The organism is Paenibacillus sp. FSL R5-0470 (genome assembly GCF_037975205.1).
In the GTDB taxonomy this organism is placed as follows: Bacteria; Bacillota; Bacilli; order Paenibacillales; family Paenibacillaceae; genus Paenibacillus_AQ.
Window position 1 is genome coordinate 323,344 of the sequence record NZ_CP150238.1, and the last position, 20,037, is coordinate 343,380.

General features: G+C 44.3%; 14 protein-coding genes. 7 read left to right on the plus strand and 7 right to left on the minus strand.

Going from position 1 to position 20,037, the window contains the following annotated elements:
- The first annotated feature begins 148 nt into the window (after window positions 1-148).
- Window positions 149-745, plus strand: coding sequence for a TetR/AcrR family transcriptional regulator (locus MKY99_RS01455; RefSeq protein ID WP_076285089.1), 597 nt, complete (start codon window positions 149-151; stop codon window positions 743-745).
- A gap of 82 nt (window positions 746-827) precedes the next feature.
- Here the strand turns inward: MKY99_RS01455 and MKY99_RS01460 are convergent, their stop codons facing one another.
- The 6 genes from MKY99_RS01460 to MKY99_RS01485 are packed head-to-tail and all read right to left on the minus strand — an operon-like array spanning window position 828 to window position 6,045.
- On the minus strand, window positions 828-1,694 hold the full coding sequence (locus MKY99_RS01460) for a metallophosphoesterase (RefSeq protein WP_339268272.1): 867 nt from the start codon (window positions 1,692-1,694) through the stop codon (window positions 828-830).
- A gap of 52 nt (window positions 1,695-1,746) precedes the next feature.
- Window positions 1,747-2,061, minus strand: coding sequence for a multidrug efflux SMR transporter (locus MKY99_RS01465; RefSeq protein ID WP_339248381.1), 315 nt, complete (start codon window positions 2,059-2,061; stop codon window positions 1,747-1,749).
- A 23-nt stretch (window positions 2,062-2,084) separates the two neighbouring features.
- The gene (locus MKY99_RS01470; RefSeq protein ID WP_076285091.1) at window positions 2,085-2,873 is read right to left on the minus strand and encodes an HAD family hydrolase; all 789 of its coding nucleotides are present in this window, start codon (window positions 2,871-2,873) and stop codon (window positions 2,085-2,087) included.
- Window positions 2,874-2,887: 14 nt separating this feature from the next.
- Window positions 2,888-4,234, minus strand: coding sequence for an ABC transporter substrate-binding protein (locus MKY99_RS01475; RefSeq protein WP_339271453.1), 1,347 nt, complete (start codon window positions 4,232-4,234; stop codon window positions 2,888-2,890).
- A gap of 34 nt (window positions 4,235-4,268) precedes the next feature.
- The gene (locus MKY99_RS01480; RefSeq protein ID WP_149646299.1) at window positions 4,269-5,114 is read right to left on the minus strand and encodes a carbohydrate ABC transporter permease; all 846 of its coding nucleotides are present in this window, start codon (window positions 5,112-5,114) and stop codon (window positions 4,269-4,271) included.
- 25 nt (window positions 5,115-5,139) lie between these two features.
- The gene (locus MKY99_RS01485) at window positions 5,140-6,045 is read right to left on the minus strand and encodes a sugar ABC transporter permease (RefSeq protein ID WP_339268275.1); all 906 of its coding nucleotides are present in this window, start codon (window positions 6,043-6,045) and stop codon (window positions 5,140-5,142) included.
- 194 nt (window positions 6,046-6,239) lie between these two features.
- Here MKY99_RS01485 and MKY99_RS01490 point away from each other — a divergent pair, with 194 nt between their 5' ends.
- The 3 genes from MKY99_RS01490 (at window position 6,240) to MKY99_RS01500 (ending at window position 9,378) form a co-directional block, all read left to right on the plus strand.
- Entirely contained in the window at window positions 6,240-6,797 is a 558-nt protein-coding gene (locus MKY99_RS01490) for a transcriptional regulator (RefSeq protein ID WP_042184190.1), read from the plus strand.
- Between the two features lie 211 nt (window positions 6,798-7,008).
- Window positions 7,009-8,193, plus strand: a complete 1,185-nt coding sequence (locus tag MKY99_RS01495) for a polysaccharide deacetylase family protein (RefSeq protein ID WP_339268278.1) — start codon at window positions 7,009-7,011, stop codon at window positions 8,191-8,193.
- Between the two features lie 168 nt (window positions 8,194-8,361).
- The gene (locus MKY99_RS01500) at window positions 8,362-9,378 is read left to right on the plus strand and encodes an AI-2E family transporter (protein WP_042184192.1); all 1,017 of its coding nucleotides are present in this window, start codon (window positions 8,362-8,364) and stop codon (window positions 9,376-9,378) included.
- Between the two features lie 219 nt (window positions 9,379-9,597).
- On the opposite strand, the gene MKY99_RS01505 is transcribed toward MKY99_RS01500, so the two are convergent.
- Window positions 9,598-9,987, minus strand: a complete 390-nt coding sequence (locus MKY99_RS01505) for a hypothetical protein (protein ID WP_042184194.1) — start codon at window positions 9,985-9,987, stop codon at window positions 9,598-9,600.
- A gap of 255 nt (window positions 9,988-10,242) precedes the next feature.
- Here MKY99_RS01505 and MKY99_RS01510 point away from each other — a divergent pair, with 255 nt between their 5' ends.
- From MKY99_RS01510 to MKY99_RS01520, 3 genes are all read left to right on the plus strand, one after another.
- Window positions 10,243-16,140 carry an S-layer homology domain-containing protein gene (locus MKY99_RS01510; protein WP_339268280.1) on the plus strand — a complete coding sequence of 1,966 codons (5,898 nt, stop codon included), beginning with the start codon at window positions 10,243-10,245 and terminating at the stop codon, window positions 16,138-16,140.
- Window positions 16,141-16,554: 414 nt separating this feature from the next.
- Complete coding sequence (locus MKY99_RS01515; protein WP_339268282.1) at window positions 16,555-18,315, plus strand: adenylate/guanylate cyclase domain-containing protein; 1,761 nt, start codon at window positions 16,555-16,557, stop codon at window positions 18,313-18,315.
- On the plus strand, window positions 18,312-20,027 hold the full coding sequence (locus MKY99_RS01520; RefSeq protein WP_339268284.1) for a FecR domain-containing protein: 1,716 nt from the start codon (window positions 18,312-18,314) through the stop codon (window positions 20,025-20,027). Before MKY99_RS01515 ends, MKY99_RS01520 begins: the two co-directional genes overlap by 4 nt.
- Window positions 20,028-20,037 lie beyond the last annotated feature (10 nt).

A 20,037-nucleotide genomic window follows, 5' to 3' on the forward strand; every position in this document is an offset into this window, starting at 1 on the left:
TCATAAACATAACAACTGTTCGGTTTTATTGTATTAGGAATTAATTGGTTCTGTCTGTGCTAATTAACACACAAAAAACAAATTAGATTCAGTACTCTTTTCATATAAAAATAAATCGCAATAAGCGATTCAGTTGGGCGGGGAGTTTATGTCTGAGGATAGAAAATTACATATTATTGAGGCGACGAATCGTGTTATCTATCGAATGGGTATTGCGGGTACGACTATGCGGAGAATTGCCGATGAAGCCGGGCTTAGCACGGGGGCGTTGTATCATCATTACAATAGTAAAGAAGAGATTCTTTATGATGCGATGGATCGCAGTCTATCCGTATCTACGAGAATTGCCGAGGAGGTACAGCAAGGGAAGTATAGCCGCGGGGAAGTTATTGAGCAAATCAGCGAGAATGTGAAAGATCGTTTTAACAAAATAGATGACAATCGAATGCAGTTCTATCTTGCCCAGGAAGCGATACTCGGGAACGAGGAAATCTCCAATCAATTGAAAGTTAAGTATAAGAAATGGATTGGTCATACCGAGGAGCTGTTACAACGCTTGTACGAAAAACAACCCGGGAAATACAATAAAGCCATTGCCTCATTGCTGATTGGAGCTATTGACGGGATCGTTATGCAGACGCTGCTGGGTGTGGCGAATACGGATGATATTGAAGATATTTCCGAGGTATACCACAAGCTTCTTGTAGAAGGCATTCCGAAGCTGTTAGAAGCATGGGATGAATAACGCAGAGCGTGGCGGTACGGCTAATCCTTGTGCGTGTAATTCACAGAATGAAACTCCCCGCAGCTTGCTGCGGGGAGTTTCATTATACGTTTACTGCTGTATAAGCAACCTCATATTGTGCAGCTTCAATCCAGGTTCCTGTCTTAAAGTCTCTGCCCCGGACAAGCACTTTATCTCTATATACTTCCACATAGAAGCCTTGGCTGCCTGTCTTATGCTTATCTTCGTTTGTCCAAAGGTAGGCGACAGAAGCAGCATTAAACATTGTTGCCATCTCTCCATGGCCAGGGTACATAGTGTTGTCTACCTCTAACTCCCAATGGGTGTGACCAGTGAATAACAAGGTCTGGGGGTGTCTCGAAAGAATCTCTTTTAATTCCTTATCTTGAGTGACACCATACCAATCTTGTGATTCTAACGATCCAGCTACTGTATCTTTAAGCGGTTGATGCAGGAAAAGAAAGATAGGCTGATCCGGTGAAGCTTGCTCCCCAAGCTTATGCTCCAGCCAATCAAGCTGCTTAGAGGAAAGATGACAGAATTTAGGTAATCCTTTTTCTGTACCTAGAAAGATAAAATGATAGCCATTAATCCAGTGATCATGATAGGGTCCAGACATTCCAGTCTGTGACGTATACATCCCTAAGCGAGACTTCCAAATCCCGAGGCCTACATCATGATTACCTAAAGTGAAAGTAATGTCGGGCAAGTCAGCCTTATGTTGATTAATGATACGAAGCATTTCTTTATATTCAGCAGAAAAACCATGGTTTGTGACATCGCCGATATGCATAATCCCACTGCTCATTTTTCCATGTGCGGCTATATCACGGAGCGCCAGCTCAAAGTTAAGATTGTACTCATGATTTCGGTCAGCGGTGACATGCGTATCCGTGATGATCTGAAAGGTAATAACAGGCTTCTCTTCAGGTAATGTGTTCGCGCTCATGTTTAGGCATCCCCCTTCATTTTATGAATCTATGAAATACTGTGGCTGTTCACTAATGCGTCTTCCCGCTAATGTTCAGTCCTATGATCCCGGTTAGGATAACGGCTATCCATAGTAGGGAGGACAGGGTTAGCTTTTCTTCGAAGAACAGGGCTCCTATGAAAGAAATAAGGATGATTCCCGCCCCTGACCATATCGCATAAGCAACGCCTACCTTAATAGAGGTGAGGGCATAATTCAGGGAGGTGAAGCTGGCTCCATAGAACAGAAACATGAGCACGGAAGGCCAGAGCTGAGTGAACCCCTGAGATATTTTCATTGAGATGGTCCCTGAGAGTTCGAACACAATCGCTAGCATCAGAAACATCCATGCCCATATTCCTTCTATTTTCACAGGGAAGTAACCTCGATGCTGAGTTCAGCGTAAGATCGCACAATGAGATCTGCATCCGGGAGAATATGCGACGAAGCACTAATGTCTTCATTTTCAGTGATACCTATAGCTACCTGCACACCCGCTGCTTTAGCCATTCGCATATCCCCATTAGTATCACCGATAACTGCTGTGTGCGCGGGTTCAACGGCCAACCTTTCGCAGGCAAGCTGCACCATGTCGGGGAAAGGTTTACCCTGATCCACAAGGTCTGTTCCAATTACCTCGGAGAAATAGTGCCGTATGCCGAGCCATTGGAGATGTTTCTCTGCAGCATCTGTTTCATCTGCGGTCACCACGGCGAGAGGGATGCCAGCACTCGCACACTCATCGAGAAAACGATGAATACCCGGCAGCGAGTGAACGGGGCGTTTCTCTTCCAACATAACATCCGCTTCCAGACGGCACTGATGAACAAGCTCCATGGACTCCGCCCACGATAAACCTTGCAGATAACCCTGCCATGACAGGATGGCATAGAGGTCACTCATAGTCCCCATAGCCAGGGGGCCGTTCCGATCATAATCGGTAATGCTTCCTTGGGCATTGTGTATAGTTCCCATTAATGCAGGGAGCTGTTCTTCTGGAATCTGTAGTCCTCTTTGCTTCATATCCTTCGTGAATCGCTCTAAAAAACACTCGCCCCAGCTGCCCCAGAGGGATACGAACTGGAGCAGCGTACCATCCTTGTCGAATAGAATAGCTGCTACAGCGTATCTGCCTTGTGGCGTGATGAGCTCAGACATGAACTCCACCGCCTTTATTTTAGTTTATCAAGCGCTGCTTGCGCTGTTTCCTGTGCTTCCTTAAGTGCCTGTGCTGCAGGAATATTCTCAATCTGCACCTTATCAGCGGCGATTTTCAGCGCATCGTTGATTTTGCCGCCAGTTGGATCTTGGAATGGTGCAGAACCATGAGAAGCTTGCATCAACGGAACCTTAATCTGTGGATTGCTTTCACTGAATGACACAAACGCCGGGTCTTGCAATGCGGATTGGCGCACCGAAATATATCCAGTATTAATGGACCAAGAGGCAGTATTCTCGGCATTTGTGAAGTAGGTTAGCCATTTCATAGCCGCTTGTTTCTCACTGTCGCTAGCTTTAGATAGAATGCCGGCCATCAGTGCTTGGGCTACGGGTTTGCCCTCGCCAATCCCTGCCCAGCCTGGCTGCTCCATAGCAGAAACAATGCTAAAGTCGAGGTCACCTTGATCGCCACTGGAGCCGGTGTAGCCTGCGGATTGATTCTTCATTACATCATCAATTGTTTTGTACCAATATTCCCAGCCTTGCCCCCCTGAATGAATCCGCATGATCTTATCCTCGTGGATCCATTTGCGGAACAAATCCCAGGTTTCGATCCACTCTTTAGAGTCGATCATGACTTGTTTCCCATCCTCGCTAAGAATAGTGCCTCCTTTGCTGAGCACGGCATCAATCATGTTCCCTGAACCCCACATAGGCTCCCAACCGAAGAGGGTGGTTTTGCCGCCGTCTTTCACGGTCATTTTCGCAGCTGCGGCAGCTAGGTCTTCCCAAGTCTTCAATGTGCTCGCATCAATTCCGTTCTTCTCAAAAGCATCTTTGCGATAGTACATAACCTGTGTTGTTCCATACATCGGCAAGAAGTATTGCTTCCCATCAACCTGGCCCTGATTTAGAAAGGTTTGGACAAAATCCTCTTTATTAAAATCTGGCTGCAATGCCATAAGCTCATCTATCGGAGCGAAATATCCTTTGCGGGCCCAATCTACGTTTGAGGAGAGAGCAGCAGCAGGCACTTTTCCTGTAGCAATGGCCGCTTGCAGCTTCTGCTCGGTTTCAGTGTAGTCTGCCTGCACGATACCTTTGACAATGACCTCTTGCTGGGAGGCATTAAATTTCTGAATCAGTGCCTCCATATTCTCACCAAGCTTACCGCCGAGACCATACCAGAACTCAATCGTTACCGGTGCATTTTGTGTAGGTGCAGCCTCTGCGGAGGGGGAGGAAGAAGCTCCATTTGCCGCTGTAACATTATCTGTACTCGCATTTCCTCCACAAGCTGTTAACATTGTAAATCCGGCAACCAAAGATAGGGCGGACAGTCTCTTCAATACGTTCATCATCATTCTCCTCTTATTAAATAGAATAGTTAGCTTATCCTTTGCTGGAACCAGCGGTCATGTTGACGCTTTGCATGATGGTTTTCTGAGCTAGTAGAAATACTAGCAGCAACGGGGCGATGGTGAATGCGCTAGCGGCCATGATCAGCGGCCATTTCAATCCGTAAGCACCTCCTTGAGTGAAGAAACTACGCAGACCGGCCGAGACCAGCTGTAGATTAGGATCTTTGGTGATGAGCATTGGCCAGAAATAGTTATTGTACTGATCAATGAAGGTGATCAGGGCTAGCACAGCAAAGGAAGACCGTGTAATGGGGACAAGAATGGTCCAGAGAATCCGCATATGCGAGGAACCATCCACTTCTCCAGCCTCTACCAGCTCATGGGGAACCTGAAGGAAGGCTTGCCGAATTAGAAAGATAGAGAAGACACTTACACAGTTAGATAGAATCAACCCGGCATATGAATCCAGTAGATGAAGCTGGGACAATACCAGATATCCGGGAAGATAAACGGCGGTGGCAGGGACCATATAGCCGAAAAGAATGACACCTGCGAACAGCCCTCTGAAGCGGAATTTCATATGCGTAAGCGCATAGGCCATCATCCCGGAATTTATCACCTGCAAAATAACAATCGACACGGCGACAAATACGCTATTGCCCATATATCTAAAGAAAGGGGCTTCGTGCCAGGCGGCTGAAAAGTTACTCCACAGCGGCTCTTTCGGCCAGATCGTCGGCGGAGACTGCCAGATTTCATCATTGGTTTTTAAGGCGCTGGTGACCATCCAATAGAAGGGGAAGGCCATGATCAGTGCAATAGCTGCAAAAAATAGATGGCGGGCCAGTTTGCCCACTCGTACGGTCGTTGCATTCATCAGTCGTTCTCCTTTACAGCAGTAGTTATTGATAATGGGTTGTCCGTTTACTAACCTCTAGGGAGATTACGGAGAGCAGCATACATATAAATACCAGAATCATTGCGACACTAGAGGCTTCTCCAATCTGAAAGGCTTCAAAGGCAGACTGATAATACATATAGAGCAAGGTACGTGTTGATCCCGAAGGTCCACCTTGTGTCAGTACGTTAATCTGGTCATATGCCTGTAAGGCACCAATGATCTGTACGATGAACAGAAACAGTGTCGTTGGCGAGATTAGCGGTAAAGTAATACGGTTGAATTTTTGCACAGCATTTGCTCCATCCAGTTCAGCGGCTTCCAACAGATCGGTAGGGACATTGCGTAGTGCCACCAAGTAAAAAATCATCGCCCAGCCTACCGATTTCCATATCGTCACGAGCAGAACGCCGAGCAGTGCCCATTTAGGATCTTGAAGCCAACCGATTTTTTCTAGACCTAAGAGGTCAAGTACAGTATTAGCAAGGCCAATTTCAGGTTCATAGATCCAGGACCAGACAATGGATACCGCCACGGTTGGCGTGACCCAAGGGGAGAAAAGAAGTACCTGATAGAGGGTGGAGCCTTTCAGCTTCCCATTCATCAGGAGTGCAAGTCCAAGTCCGATCAGAATAACGGGCAGTACACTTCCCGCACAGAATAACAAGGTTACTCTTAGCGCTTTATAGAAGGCGGGATTGCTGAACAGATCCAGATAGTTGGTTAGTCCGACAAAGGTTTTCTCGGGGCTCATGAAGTCCCACTCAGTAAAGCTGAGATAAAATACATAAAGTAATGGCGCGAGCCAAAATACCACGAATGGAATCATTGCCGGCAAGGTGAAGAGCACCGGTTTCAACTCACCTATAAATCTTGTGCGTTTCATTATTCTGTCGATACCCCATTCCATCTTCTGTTTTTTGCGGTATAATTCTGAGGAAAGCTCCTCCGTTCAAAAAAAATTGTACACTCATCGAGCAGCTGCGTGGTCAAGCGGGCGTAAAGATCGATGCGAGATTATGTAAAAATTTAAGAGATTAGCGAAAGTAGTTGCTATTTTGTGTAAAATAGAAGGTAGATTCTAAGTGGAATGAAGGTGCAGCTATGAAACAGGTAGCCTTTGGTGAAGAGAATAGAGACTTATCTCCACGCGAGCAGCTGCTGCGTCCGATGATTGATGCAATTGCTCAGACGATGGACTTATATGGTGCCAATTACTCATTCGGGCAGCTGTATGGAATTATGTTCTTTGAAGACCGGCCGATGACGCTTGAAGAGATGAAGAATGTGATGAATATGAGTAAGAGTAATATGAGCTATGGAGTCCGATCTTTGATGGCTTCCAAAATGGTGACCAAGCTGGAGGAGAAGCGGGAGCGAAAGGATCTGTATGCAGTGGAAACAGATTTTTTTCAGACCTTTAAGAACTTTTTTGGAATGAAGCTGCAGCGGGAGATTGATGTCATGAGGCAAGCCTTGGATGTTGTTATTCCTGAGCTGGAGGGATTGGTTCATGCCGTGGATACGCCTGAGGAGGAGCGGCAATTCTGCCTGAAGGATCTGGAGAAGCTGGAGCATGCCGTTCAATATTATGATTGGCTGCAGCAGTTTGTGGACGAGCTAGGGGAAGAAAATTACTTTGTAGACAAGAGAAGGTCCTAGACCGTCTACAATTAGACATAGATGTACATAATTATATATAGATCTCCATGTGAGGGAGGTGTTCCTTAAGCTAGTTGAGGCTTAGGGTTCGCCTCCTATTTTTATGATAAGAAACAAAATAAAAAAGAAAATGTAACCAAAAGTAGGTGGAACTGTCACCAAATATGTAGTTACATAGTGAATAAAAGATCTTTTTAAGGAGATTCAGAGATTGCATACGAAAAAATATATGATACTTTTAGTCATTGTTCTGCTAATAAGTCTTGCTGCTATTTTCAACAATCAACACGAGTCTTCTGCTGTTACTATAGATGTGAACGGTCAAATCATTAAGACAGTAGCTACATATCCGGGCTCGCCTGATGAGCTAATGATTCCCAAGGCTGCAGCAGAACAGGCCCTTAATATGCGTATCGGCTGGCAGAAGCAGGGGGCACTTCCGAAAGGTATTTACTATAGAGACCATGTAGCTGTGCTGATGTACCATCATCTTTCAGAGAAGCCAATGCCGCAGTTTCCTTGGATCTTATCTGCCGATCGGTTTGATGATCAAATGAACCTGCTGAAGCAAGAAGGGTTTCACGTGATTACGATGGAACAATACCGTGAATTTATGCTGAATGGCGGCACGGTTCCAGATAATGCGGTGCTGCTGACGTTTGACGATGGATATGAGAGCTTTTATGAATTGGCCTTTCCTATTCTCAAAAAATATGGCTATACGGCAGTGAATTTTGTTATCGTATCTACGATTGATCACCCAGATCCGAATAGTGTGCCGAAGCTTAATTGGGAGCAGATGCGGGAAATGAAGCGGGACGGGATGGGATTCTATAGTCACACGTACGATTTACACCATTATGGTATCGTGGATGCTGAGGGTGGGGAGCGGCCAGCCGCCAGTGCTTTGTTATATATCGATGATGAGAACAGAAACGAAATGAATACGGAGTACTACAGCAGAGTTACTCGTGATTTAGCCAAGGCGGAGCAAAGACTGAAGGAAGAGCTGGGGAATACCGATTCAGCGGTTGCCTTTCCTTATGGATCATACAATGACCGATTGCTATCGGCATGTGATTCACTCGGAATTTCGCTAACATTTAAAATCCAGGATGGGATCAATGCGAGAACGGACCGAAATGCCTCCCGGATCAACGGGGGAAGTCAGAGTCTAACTGCAGTCCAAACTCTTGAACAGGTTAAACATATAGATTCACCTATGGAATTAACCCTGAATAACCAAAGAGTAGCTCTGATAGGAAGTGCGCCCGAAATGAGGAAAGGGACCCTGATGGTTCCGTTTATACAATTATGCAAGGATCTACATATTGATCTCAACTACGATCAGAAGAGTCGAATCGTTAAGTTAATGAACACAACGGGAGGCTCATAAACGGCTAAGGAAATGTATGGAATGGATATCAGCTTTCCCTATGTTCATTAGGAGTTTACAAAAAGTGAGAAATTTCGCCAATTTGGGCGAATCACTAGTTGCTATAAGTGAATTCCTTACTGTAGACTATAATTAGAGTACTAATTGGTAGGCGAATGGAGAGAACAGATGGAAGTATTTAAGCGTTATTACGCGAATTTAACGGTCCGGCGTTTTTTTATTTTGGGGCTGGTTGCCCTGCTGCTATTCAGTATTAGAGATATGCTCAATTTAGTACTGTTAACATTTCTGATTGCTTATGTAATGAACAGCTTTCAGGTGCTGCTCACGAAGCGAATCAATAAATATGTTGCGGTCAACAGTAAAGTCATTATTGTTATTTTGTATTTAGCTCTGATTGCTCTGATCGTAGTGACCTTAGTGAATTATTTACCGAAGGTCTTCACACAGATAAAGCAGTTAACTAATTTTCTGACCAGTTTAACCCCTGCAAACATTCCGCAGAACGAAATCGTGCAGTATTTATTTGCCCAGCTTAAGGATTTGAACTACCAGTCTTATGTGAAAGATGGTCTTGAATACGTCCTGAAAATAAGTAATTGGGGCACAAGCTTCGTATTATCCACCATTCTGAGCTTTGTCTTTATCCTTGAGAAGAACAGAATTGTCAGTTTCACTGCCCGTCTTAAAGAGAGCAAGATTTCTTGGTTCTATGTTGAGCTTGAGTATTTCGGTAGAAAATTCATCTCATCGTTTGGTAAAGTGATCGAAGCGCAAATTCTGATCGCGCTGTTTAATACATGCTTTACGGTGATTGGACTCTGGATCTTAGGTTTTCCGTATCTATTCGCCTTATCGATTATGATCTTCCTGCTTAGTTTGATTCCAGTTGTAGGCTTTGTGATCTCCTTAATACCACTTTGTATTATTGGTTACAACATTGGTGGTATAGCAATGACGATATATGTATTGGTTATGATCGCCATACTACATTTTGTTGAGGGTTACTTCTTAAATCCAAAACTGATGTCATCCAAAATGAACCTGCCTATGTTCTACACTTTTATCGTACTTCTCTTCTCTGAGCACTATATGGGCGTATGGGGTCTAATTCTCGGCATTCCAATTTTTGTATTCTTCCTGGATATACTGGAGATCAATAGAGATAACAAGATAGAGACTTAGGAATTCAGTTTAATAGCGTTGAATATACGAAGAGGGTGATCCGATAGCCATTCAATGGCTTTCGGATCACCCTCTTTATTTAAATATAAGAATTTATAATCTCCACGCTATATATTATCCTTATATTTCTCGCATAAACGCTTACCGTCCATTAGGGACGCCCAATGCGTTTTAGCTTGGGCGCGGAGAAATGTTATACGGCCACTATATGTATCTTTCTTAGCCGAAAGAAGTGAGAACGCTCTCCGTAACGATGTCCCTCAGCTCCGCTTTGTGTGCTGCATACTGCTCGGCTGTAATATTTCCGGAAGCTAGTCGTGAATCTAGCTGTTCCGTTAGCTGGGTTACCTGTAGATCGATCACATCTTCAATATCTGTGTTTTGTTCTATTGCAATATCTTGAAGTGATTTGCCGTCATATAAGGCATCGTACAGATCATCATCTGTGGGTTGGTTAAGGGCTTTCAATAATAATTCGTCTTTATCCGCAACACTTGTGGTGGACCATTGAGTTGACGAGCTTGCGTTAGCAGTAAGGCTACTCCAAGCATTTCCGAAAGACATTACTATAACTACGGTTCCTACTATAATCACTCTTTTTATATCCATTAGAGTCCTCTTTTCTTATTTTACGAATAACGTTCTATGGTTTCTGTTGAAAGTGTCTGTGATGGTTGTGGTTTAACTTATTTCTATTATAACCCGGAAAGCTGAGCTGAAGCTTAAACAATATTTAAGATAACCTAAAGATTTAACATTGAAATGATATAGCGATAATATACCCCTAGTATAATTTCCAGATGATCTAAATTGCATATTTATGCAGAAGGGTCACAATCAAACTTACGGGGAGTGTTCGGAGTTTTGAGAATAACAGCAAAAGCTAAACGTTTTCTATCCAGCGTAATTGCAAGTAGTTTGATGTTGGGGATCATGGTTCCAGCAGGATATGCGGAAGAACAGCAGCCGGATACGGAGCAGACATCTTCCGAATTAGGAGCACATTTTGATGAACAGGTTGAGCTCAACACGCTTTTAAGTCAACCGACTGTAATGACAGATGTATACGCGACACCAACCAATCCAGGCTCTTTACTTATTACAGAGGTTGTTCCGGATACTAAAAATGTAAAAGGTGCAGATGGAACCTCTGTAGATGGTTACGAATTTGTTGAGGTTTACAATAATACGGACGAGCCGGTTAACTTCAAGGATTATTATTTTTACTATTATGATAGAGATAAATGGACAACTAACGGCGACGCAGTAATACCGGCGCATGGAAATATTGTTTTCTGGATTATGAACGGCAATAATCTGAGTGTTCCTGCCGAGGATTTCATCAAAAACTTTAATCCTTCAGCATCTCTGCAGGAAGGTGTAAACCTGTTCCGTATTAACGGTGGCGGTGGTATGGCAAACACTTCTCCGCGCAACTTACAAATTAAAAGTAAAGCAGGAGATGCTCTTATTGTCTCTGCTTCTTATGGAAAAGAACAGGTGAAGGAAAACAACGGGATTTTCTATAAGTATTCGCAATCCGACAGCTCTATGATGAGTCTCATGGCGATTTCGGGAACGGTTGCGGCTACACCAGGAACCGTAGATCCAGAGCAACTGCCTGAGCTAGTACCTGGAGACAAGCAACCGGTAATTGAACACCACTCGCAGAGCAGTGTGGATCCAGCGGATCTTCCCGTCACCGCGAAGATTACGAACCTAGAGATTGGACCAGACGGAACGCTACCGGTAGTAAAGTTGCAATATGGCTCTCCTTCTCAGGTGAAAGATACGGTAATCACCATGACCTCAAAAGGCGAGGGGGAATATACGGCCGTGATTCCTGCGGCTGCACTGGAAGAACCAGAACTGCACTACAGCATTCGTGTAAACAATGTAACAGAGAGCTATTCTGTTCATGTAAACCTGCCTGCATTCGATTCGAATAGTGTGCCGCCGCTGTTAATTACAGAGCTGCTGCCAAATTCGACGAATGTAAAAGGTACGAGCAGCGATGCTTTTGAATTCATTGAGGTATATAACAATACTGATGCACCGATTGATTTTAAAAACTACAAGATCTATTATCGCTATCCTGATAAAGGCAATGCTTCCGATGTGAAGTGGCCCTCTACGAAAGAGAGTTTTGTAATTCCTGCACAGCAGTCCGTAGTGTTCTGGGTTATTAATAGTGCTAACAGTACATACACCGCTAGTGATTTTAATGCAGAATTCAACACTAATCTGATGGATGGCACAAATCTCTTTCAAATCAAAAGCGATGGGATGGCGAACTCTGGCCGCCGGGCCGTCGTAATCAAAAGTAATACCGAGAAAGAAATTTCCTCTGCGTATTATGATGCTGATCTTACCTATGATGGTGGGGCTAAAGGTGACGACACCAAAGAAAATAAAGCCCTTCTATACAAATATCCTGTGAATGGGCAAAGTAAAATGCTCAAGATTAGTACAGGATCAGCGGTTCCGTCACCAGGGCAGGTAGATGTTGCACTGCTTCCTAACACACCGATCCATGTGGATCCGGATACCGAAAATCCGACGGTAAATGATCTGACTGCTGTAACGGAGATTGATCAGTCGATGAGTCTGGATTTGAAGGCTTTCGCGGATGACAATAAAGCCGTTACGTCTGTAGAAGTAAGGGTAGCTTCGGATAAGCAGCCTGATTTTGTCAGCCATAATCTATCCCAAGACTTTAACGATAGCTTATATCATTATAAATTGTCGTCTGCTGATTTGATCGGCAGAAATGAAATACAGTATTATTTCGTCGTTTCCGATGGCACAAATGAGACTGAATCTCCGGTAATGAAAGTGAAAATTACAGGTGGCCCAGATCAATCAGCGCTTCGTTTGAATGTTAAGGATGGGCAATTCATTAATGGCTCTATGACGGTAAAAGGAACCTCTGCTACCGCAAAGGCTGATGAAGTGGGCCTGAGCATCGACAATAAGGTGCTTGGCGATAACGAGGTATATGCCGCGCTTGAGAATGATGCTTACTTTGTATTTGATGCGAAGAATGTAGATTATTATTTCAAAAACGGTATCACCATGGGACCAGAAGAATTAGGGGATGCGAGTATTCTATACACCTTTATGGACCCGATTACTACGTATACGACATTGACCTTCCCGATCTCCTCTGCCGCTTTGCAAGTGGGCAAGGATAATGTGATCTACATTCGGGCGGGCTCTAAATCATCGCCTTTTGACCCTCGTCCCGAGGAGAATAAAGATGATTTTGAAGTAAAGAATGTGCGCCTATTACTTGCAGACGGTACTGAAGTTTGGGACCCTGCTTATGCAGAACGTGATAAAGAAATTAAGATGGGGGACAGCGCAGGTAAGCATGAATCCATCGGCTTCCGGTTCGATCTGAAATCTGATTTGTTCCGTTCGAAGGCTTATAACTGGAATACTACAGAAGTAACGGACGGAGAACATAAAGTAACAGTGACCGAAGGTGGATCCAAGGTATCGTCAAACGTAGTTGTAGACAACACGCCACCATCCATTAAAGCATCGATTGAAGATGGAAAAACTTATCGTGGTAATTTCGTAATTACTGCTGAGATCAAGGATACTTACGCAGGTGTAGATAAAGTTAGCGTGAAGCTGGACGGCAATGTTATTGAACTGCCTTATGCTACTACATCCGGAAAGTTGTCCGGTGGAGACCATACGCTTTCTATCACCGCATTGGATAAGATAGGTAATCAGGTGGAAAAGGTAATTACATTCCATGTACCGAATGAAAATCCATTTGCACCACTCCTGATCTCACCTCAGAACTGGGAGATTGGTGTGGGTACGAATCCGACCTTGAAGGTTAAGGTTGAAGATCCTAACCAGGATAAGATGGATGTTACCTTCTATAGAGGCTTCAAGTACGATGGTAACCATCCAGAGCAAGGATTTACTGGATTTAAGAACGCATCGGATACAGAACCGCCGAAGCAATCCGTTCCTGCGGGCGAAGAAGCCCTTAACAGTGACGAATACAGCAAAATAAGTTCAGTTGACGGAAAGTACTTAATTAACGATGCTGTTGAGCAATTCCCATATCAGCGCTATGAAATTAAGCTGGATGAATCGGTGAAGGCTTCAGATCGTGTGGATATTGAATGGAAGGGTAATTCACTTCCAGGTCGTAAAGTAAGTCTCTACGCGTGGAGTCCTGCTGAAGAAAAGTGGATACAGCTGGATCATTTAATTGCTGGTACTGAGGATTTTGAACTGAAATCTACGGTGACTGTTGGAGAATTCGCTAGCGGAGATAGCATCGCTGTCATGGTTCAGGATGAGATTGCGTCCGCGACTAAGACTGCACCTACAGTTACGCAGGATACCTATGATTTTTCTTTTGTATGGATGTCTGATACGCAATATTATTCTCAAAGCTACCCTTACATTTATCAGAAAAATGTAAAGTGGATTGCCGACAATAAGGATAATTTGAACTTGAAATATGTAATTCATACCGGAGATATAGTGGACAAATCCTATCAGGAATATGAATGGGAAGAAGCCGATCGGGATATGAAGGTACTTGAGGATGCAGGTATTCCATATGGTGTTCTTGCGGGTAATCATGATGTAGGCCATCAAACCGGAGATTACACGAAATTCTGGCAATACTTTGGGGAATGGAGATTTAAGGACATGCCAACCTTTGGCGGATCCTATGACAACAACCGGGGCCATTATGATTTAGTATCTGCGAACGGAAATGACTTCATTATCGTATATATGGGCTGGGGACTGGCTGAAGAAGAAATTGAATGGATGAATGAGATCGTTGCTCGTTATCCAGAACGTAAAGCGATTCTTTGTCTTCATGAATACCTGCTCGTATCTAATAACCGCGCACCGATTGCCGATACGATCTTTGAAAAGGTTGTAAAACCTAACAAGAACGTAATCGCAGCTTTGTCCGGTCATTATCATGATGCGGAGCTTAAGGTAGATGAGTTGGATGATAATGGAGATGGCATTGCGGACCGCAGTGTATATCAAATGCTGGCAGATTATCAAGGTGCCGAAGAGGGTGGACTTGGTTATATTCGTCTGCTTCAGTTCGATGTAGCTAACAACAAGCTTCGTGTGAAGACTTATTCGCCTTACTTGGATGATTATAATTATTATGATGAAAATGAGTTCCCTGGCAAAGATGAGTTCGTACTAGATCTCGATCTGCAGCCTGTAACCAAACGTGTAGCTACCGATTACATTGGAGTTAAGGTTTACAGTGATCAGACAATCGCGACCCAGCAGCAAGTAGAGAGCGGTACGGAGACTCAGGTCACTTGGAGTAAGCTAAATCCAGAAAGCTACTACCAGTGGTATACAAAAGTCGAGGATGATAACTCTGGTAGTGTGCTTTCAGACATTTGGGGCTTCTACACTGGGAAAGAGAATGTAACACCGACACCAGAGGTGACACCAACACCAACACCAACACCAGAGGTAACGCCGACACCAGAGGTATCGCCATCGCCAGAAGTGACGCCGACACCAGCACCAGAGGTGACATCGGCACCTCCAGTAGTTTTACCAGTGCCAACAGTGACTCCAACGCCTACAGCCACACCTGGAGCGGGAAAAGGAAACATTGAACTGGCATTAGGAAGTAATGGAACGTATACAGCTGATCCGTCAGCCTTGAAGAAGCTGATAGAGGAAGCTGCTACAGGGGGAAGCCTAAAGATTAGCGTAGGCGGAGCAACCTCGGCTCAAGATCAGTTTAAACTTGCACTTGATGCAACGAGCATCCAACAGGCTACCGACAAGAAGCTGAATCTGAATATTGTATCTTCCAGCGTTACATTAAGCGTACCAACAAGCTCTTTACCAGCGATCCCGGCCGGCAGTGAAATGCTGCTGCTGAGCGTTGATACAACTACGACAGCTGTACAAAGCAATGTCGCTGGAATGAGTCCATCCAAGGCAACCGTGAAGCTGAACCTCAGTACCACAGCAGGCGGCAAAGAAACGGCTATTCATCAGTTTAAAGGTGCTGTTACGATTACCCTGACGCTGACGAAGGAACAGCTCGCTAAGCTTGATATAGATTTTGCGGGTGTCTATTATGTAAATGGCAGTACCTTGGAATATTTGGGTGGAGTGTTTAAAGGCAATACCGTTACCTTTACAACAGATCATTTCTCTTCCTTTGCGGTACTGGAATACCATAAGCAATTTAGTGATACCGCTGGTCACTGGGCAGAGCTGTACATTTCCAAGCTGACGGCTAAGCATGTGATTAAGGGTATCGACGATACGCACTATGGTCCACAAGCGAATGTAACCCGTGCAGATTTTGTTACACTAGCCATTCGTTCACTCGGATTGAATGAGACAAGTGAAACTACGGGGAATGGTGCTTTTGCTGATGTATCAAAAGATGCTTATTATGCATCATCGATAGACAAAGCTGTCCAGCTTGGACTCATCCAAGGCAGTGATGGCAAGTTCCGTCCTAAAGATGCAATTACACGTGAAGAAGCGGCTGTTGTCCTGCAGAAATTAATACAATACAAAGCTGGAGTGCAGTCTTCCATTGCTGCTACTGCAAGCTTTAAGGATATGAACAGCGTATCAGAGTGGGCGAAGCAAGCGGTAAATGAATTGAAAGCTAAGGGAATCCTTGACGGTAAGGGCGACAATAATTTCGATCCTCGTGGCAAAGTAACCCGTGCTGAAATTGCAAAACTGTTATATGGAATAATCAATTTATAAGAATAGTATGGCAAAGGCAGGCAGAGGTAACTCTGGCCTGCTTTTTGTCATTTTTTGCACTCTATATTCCTTTTCTTCTAGCAAAGCAGGAAATTCTTACTATTCATATGATTTTTCATATATAATATTTTTGAATAAATTTTTAATAGACAAAATCTAGCTTCCTGCTGGCAGTCATAATAATATCTTTCGTTGTTACACTAGTTATTCACGATGATCCGGCAGTTATTCTCCTTGTTACGGCACTTCTTCCAATTGGCGCAGGAATGGATATTCATCCACGATTGCTTATATTCCTTATTCTGTTATCCACTGCCCCCTTCTTCTTTGCTTATCAATTACCAACGTATTTGAACGCTTATTATAGCGCTGGCTCGGACTCATTCCATAATACATAGATTGGAGAAACGAACCTTGAGAGTAAAGTTAGCACATATTTTGCTTCTACTTACGGTGATTTTTGCGGTTCTACTGTATAGAGGAAGTCTTGACTCCATTGATCATCTGTTACAAGACCGCGTGATGCAGCACGAGCGGTCTGTGGATACTACGATTGCTATCATCGGGATAGACGATCAGAGCTTGGAGGACTTTGGCAGCTGGCCGTGGAGCAGAAATGTTCATGCACAGCTGTTAGATACGCTCTCCGAGGGACATCCAGCAGTGATCGGTTTTGACCTTACGTTCCCTGTAGGCTCGGAGGACCCGGAGGCGGATACAGAATTCGCTGCGGCTGTGGCCCGTGCGGAGAATGTTGTTTTGCCGGTATATGGCACATTTGCGCCAAATACCGAGCAGGGAAAGATCGAAGCGCTGGAGCTATCCCAGCCGTTTGAGGCTTTGCGGAAGGCTGCGGCTGCAACCGCCCATATCAATACTATTACGGATACTGATCGAGTGGTGCGTAAGGCTCTTTATTCTTTTGACTATGAAGGGGAGTCTATTCACAGCTTGTCATGGACGGTCTACCAGAAATATCGAGAGGCGATGGGGGGCACTGCTGATCCGCAGAAACTCCCACTGGATGACTTTGGGCGCTTTTATATCCCTTATTCAGGTGGCAATGGCGACTTTGAGGAGATTCCTTATTCGGCGGTTCTTAGCGGAGAGGTTCCACCATCTTATTTTGAGAATAGAATTGTGCTTATAGGGCCCTATGCTACAGGATTTAAGGATGACTTCCTAACACCAATTAGCGGAAAAAATACGTTATATGGTGTGGAAATTCATGCAAATATCATTCAATCTCTACTGGACGATAATTATAAGCGGGTACTGGATTGGAAGTGGAACGAGGTAGTGTTGCTTTTTGTTGCGCTCCTAGCCTATCTACTATTCCGTAAAGTGAAGATGCTATATTCCTACGCGGTCATTGTGGTCATCATTGCCCTTCTTATCTTTGCAGGTCGTTTTTTCTATGACCAAGGGATAGTAATTTCACTGGGTTATGTGATTCCCTTTCTAATCGTTAGTTGTATTATCGTAATAGCTTTTCAATATTTAGAAGAACTGATGGAGAAACGTAGAGTTACGGATATTTTTGGTCGATATGTTGCTCCGCAGGTTGTCGATCAAATTCTCAAGAACGGTCAAGAAGGGCTGAAGCTGGGAGGAAGCCGCAGAGAGCTAACCCTGTTATTCGTTGATATTCGCGGGTTCACTCCGTTATCGGAGGCTGCTGAACCAGAGGAGATTGTTGAGATTCTGAATGAGTATCTGGATCTGACTGCGGGTTGTATTTTTAAGTATGATGGCACGCTGGACAAGTTTATCGGGGATGCCACGATGGCGATCTTTAATGCTCCATTGCTGCTGGAGGATCATCCAATGCAAGCGGTGAAGGCGGCGTGGGCCATGAAGGAAGGCTCGGCTGCGGTGGAACAAAAGCTGTTCCAACGGTTTGGTCTTGTAGTGAAATTCGGTATCGGGGTGCATACTGGTCCAGCTGTATTCGGGAATATCGGCTCCAAGACCCGGATGGATTATACAGCGATTGGCGACACCGTCAACACGGCAGCCCGTCTGGAAAGCAATGCGAAGCCTGGACAAATCCTCATCAGTGAGGCTACCTACGCTTTTGTAAAAGATAGAGTATCAGCCGTTTCATTAGGAGAGATCAAGGTAAAGGGCAAGGAACAAGGAATCAGTGTCTATGAACTGGAGGGATTGAGATGAGGTCGTTAAAGCTTACACTGTCGTTTATGCTATTGTTCAGTATTCTTTGGCCAGCAGTTGTCACAGAGGCGAAGGATAGCGTAAAAATTGGGAAAATAACTGCGGTCTCAGGCAAGTCTGAAGTGAAAAAGAGCGGTGGAACGAAGAAATTCAACGCTTTTAAAGGAATGGCGATTACCCAAGGTGATACGATTATAACAGGCAATGATGGGCAAATTAGCCTCGATCTTGATGCTAACAAAGAAGTTACGATCGGAGCTAGTACTACGCTTACCATTAGCCAATTAGTAGAAAGCGCAAAGGCATTGGGCGGTAAGACAAGTCTAAAGCTGCAAAACGGACAAGTCTTGATCAAGGTGAAAAAGAAACTGGATGGCGATTCTCGCTTTGAGATTGAGACACCAACGGCTATTATGGGCGTGATGGGTACAGAGTTTTTTGTTAGCGTTAATAGCCAAGGTAACGTAGTCCTTAATAATGGGATAGGGAATAACGGCGATTATCTGGGAGTTCTGGAAGGAACAGTTCATGTAGTTTCGACTATTGATCCCACGCTGATTGAGCGTATGATAACAGCCTCCCAGCAGTTAATTATGGAGAATCAACACTGGATAGAGTCGCAGTTGTCCCTAAATGCATTACCACAATTTGCGCTAGAGCAGTATTTGAAATATCTGAACGAAGAAGAGGTATTAGAATTCGAATCGGCTAAGAAAAAAATCGAGCAACTACTCGAGCAAATAAAAGCCGCTATGCCCGTTCACTCAAGTCCGCCTATTCCAACAATTCCACCTCAGATTAACTATGATCTATCTAGTTCAGCTCCCTTAGATATAACGAGACCAACATCGCCGACGAGACCTACACCAACGCCGACACCGGAACCGACGTCAACACCGACGCCGGAGCCAACAGCAACACCAACACCAACAGCAACACCAACACCAACACCAACACCAACACCAACACCAACACCATCGCCGGTACCAACACCGGAGCCAACACCAAATCCGCTAGGTGCACCAGAGCTAGACCAGCAGGAATTTAGAGAACATATCTATGACTATCTCGTCCGTGATAATGAGATTGTTTTGCCGTTTACAGCACCGTTATTCTTTAATATCGCAGATGACACTAATCCTAATGCTGCGAGGGATGGGGTGAGTGTTACTTTGAATCAAAGTGAGGACAAGCTCGATTTAGGGGAGGTATATATTCGAGAGAATAAGCTTCACATTCAGCTGCGTGAATCAATTCCTTATAGCTCTTTCGTTCAAATCAAGGTAAACGGCGGTTTGTTAAAGAATGCCCTTTCCGGGGGTGAAGTACAGGAAGAGGATCAACTGATAGCAGATGGCGGTTTTACCTACAAGGGAATGATCACTCCGAGTTATTTTAACCATACTGGCCCTATAGGTGAAGGTGAAGCACCAGAATTTATCATCCATTCGCTGGGTTATGATGTAGGGGGGATTAGATATCATTATGAATATTCTGAGGCAGATCCATCTCCACTAGAAGATACAGATTATGTACTGGATCGTAACGGTGAGAATACCTTTGTGCTTAAACTTACTCCGGAGTTCTTGAATGGATTATTTCCCGAACCTTATATCGTTACCATTCCTCTCGTGAGGATTGAAGATACAGAAAACGGCCCTGTAGAGGTAGTAGTAGACAACCTCCAGATTAGATTATCTTTGTTATTTTAAAGGCGCAATA

What these genes read in the sequence shown, in the direction of transcription:
- MKY99_RS01455 (WP_076285089.1), top strand. Translation starts at nt 149, where the DNA reads ATGTCTGAGGATAGAAAATTACATATTATTGAGGCGACGAATCGTGTT.
- MKY99_RS01460 (WP_339268272.1), bottom strand. Translation starts at nt 1,694, where the DNA reads ATGAGCGCGAACACATTACCTGAAGAGAAGCCTGTTATTACCTTTCAG.
- MKY99_RS01465 (WP_339248381.1), bottom strand. Translation starts at nt 2,061, where the DNA reads ATGTTTCTGATGCTAGCGATTGTGTTCGAACTCTCAGGGACCATCTCA.
- MKY99_RS01470 (WP_076285091.1), bottom strand. Translation starts at nt 2,873, where the DNA reads ATGTCTGAGCTCATCACGCCACAAGGCAGATACGCTGTAGCAGCTATT.
- MKY99_RS01475 (WP_339271453.1), bottom strand. Translation starts at nt 4,234, where the DNA reads ATGAACGTATTGAAGAGACTGTCCGCCCTATCTTTGGTTGCCGGATTT.
- MKY99_RS01480 (WP_149646299.1), bottom strand. Translation starts at nt 5,114, where the DNA reads ATGAATGCAACGACCGTACGAGTGGGCAAACTGGCCCGCCATCTATTT.
- MKY99_RS01485 (WP_339268275.1), bottom strand. Translation starts at nt 6,045, where the DNA reads ATGGAATGGGGTATCGACAGAATAATGAAACGCACAAGATTTATAGGT.
- MKY99_RS01490 (WP_042184190.1), top strand. Translation starts at nt 6,240, where the DNA reads ATGAAACAGGTAGCCTTTGGTGAAGAGAATAGAGACTTATCTCCACGC.
- MKY99_RS01500 (WP_042184192.1), top strand. Translation starts at nt 8,362, where the DNA reads ATGGAAGTATTTAAGCGTTATTACGCGAATTTAACGGTCCGGCGTTTT.
- MKY99_RS01505 (WP_042184194.1), bottom strand. Translation starts at nt 9,987, where the DNA reads ATGGATATAAAAAGAGTGATTATAGTAGGAACCGTAGTTATAGTAATG.
- MKY99_RS01520 (WP_339268284.1), top strand. Translation starts at nt 18,312, where the DNA reads ATGAGGTCGTTAAAGCTTACACTGTCGTTTATGCTATTGTTCAGTATT.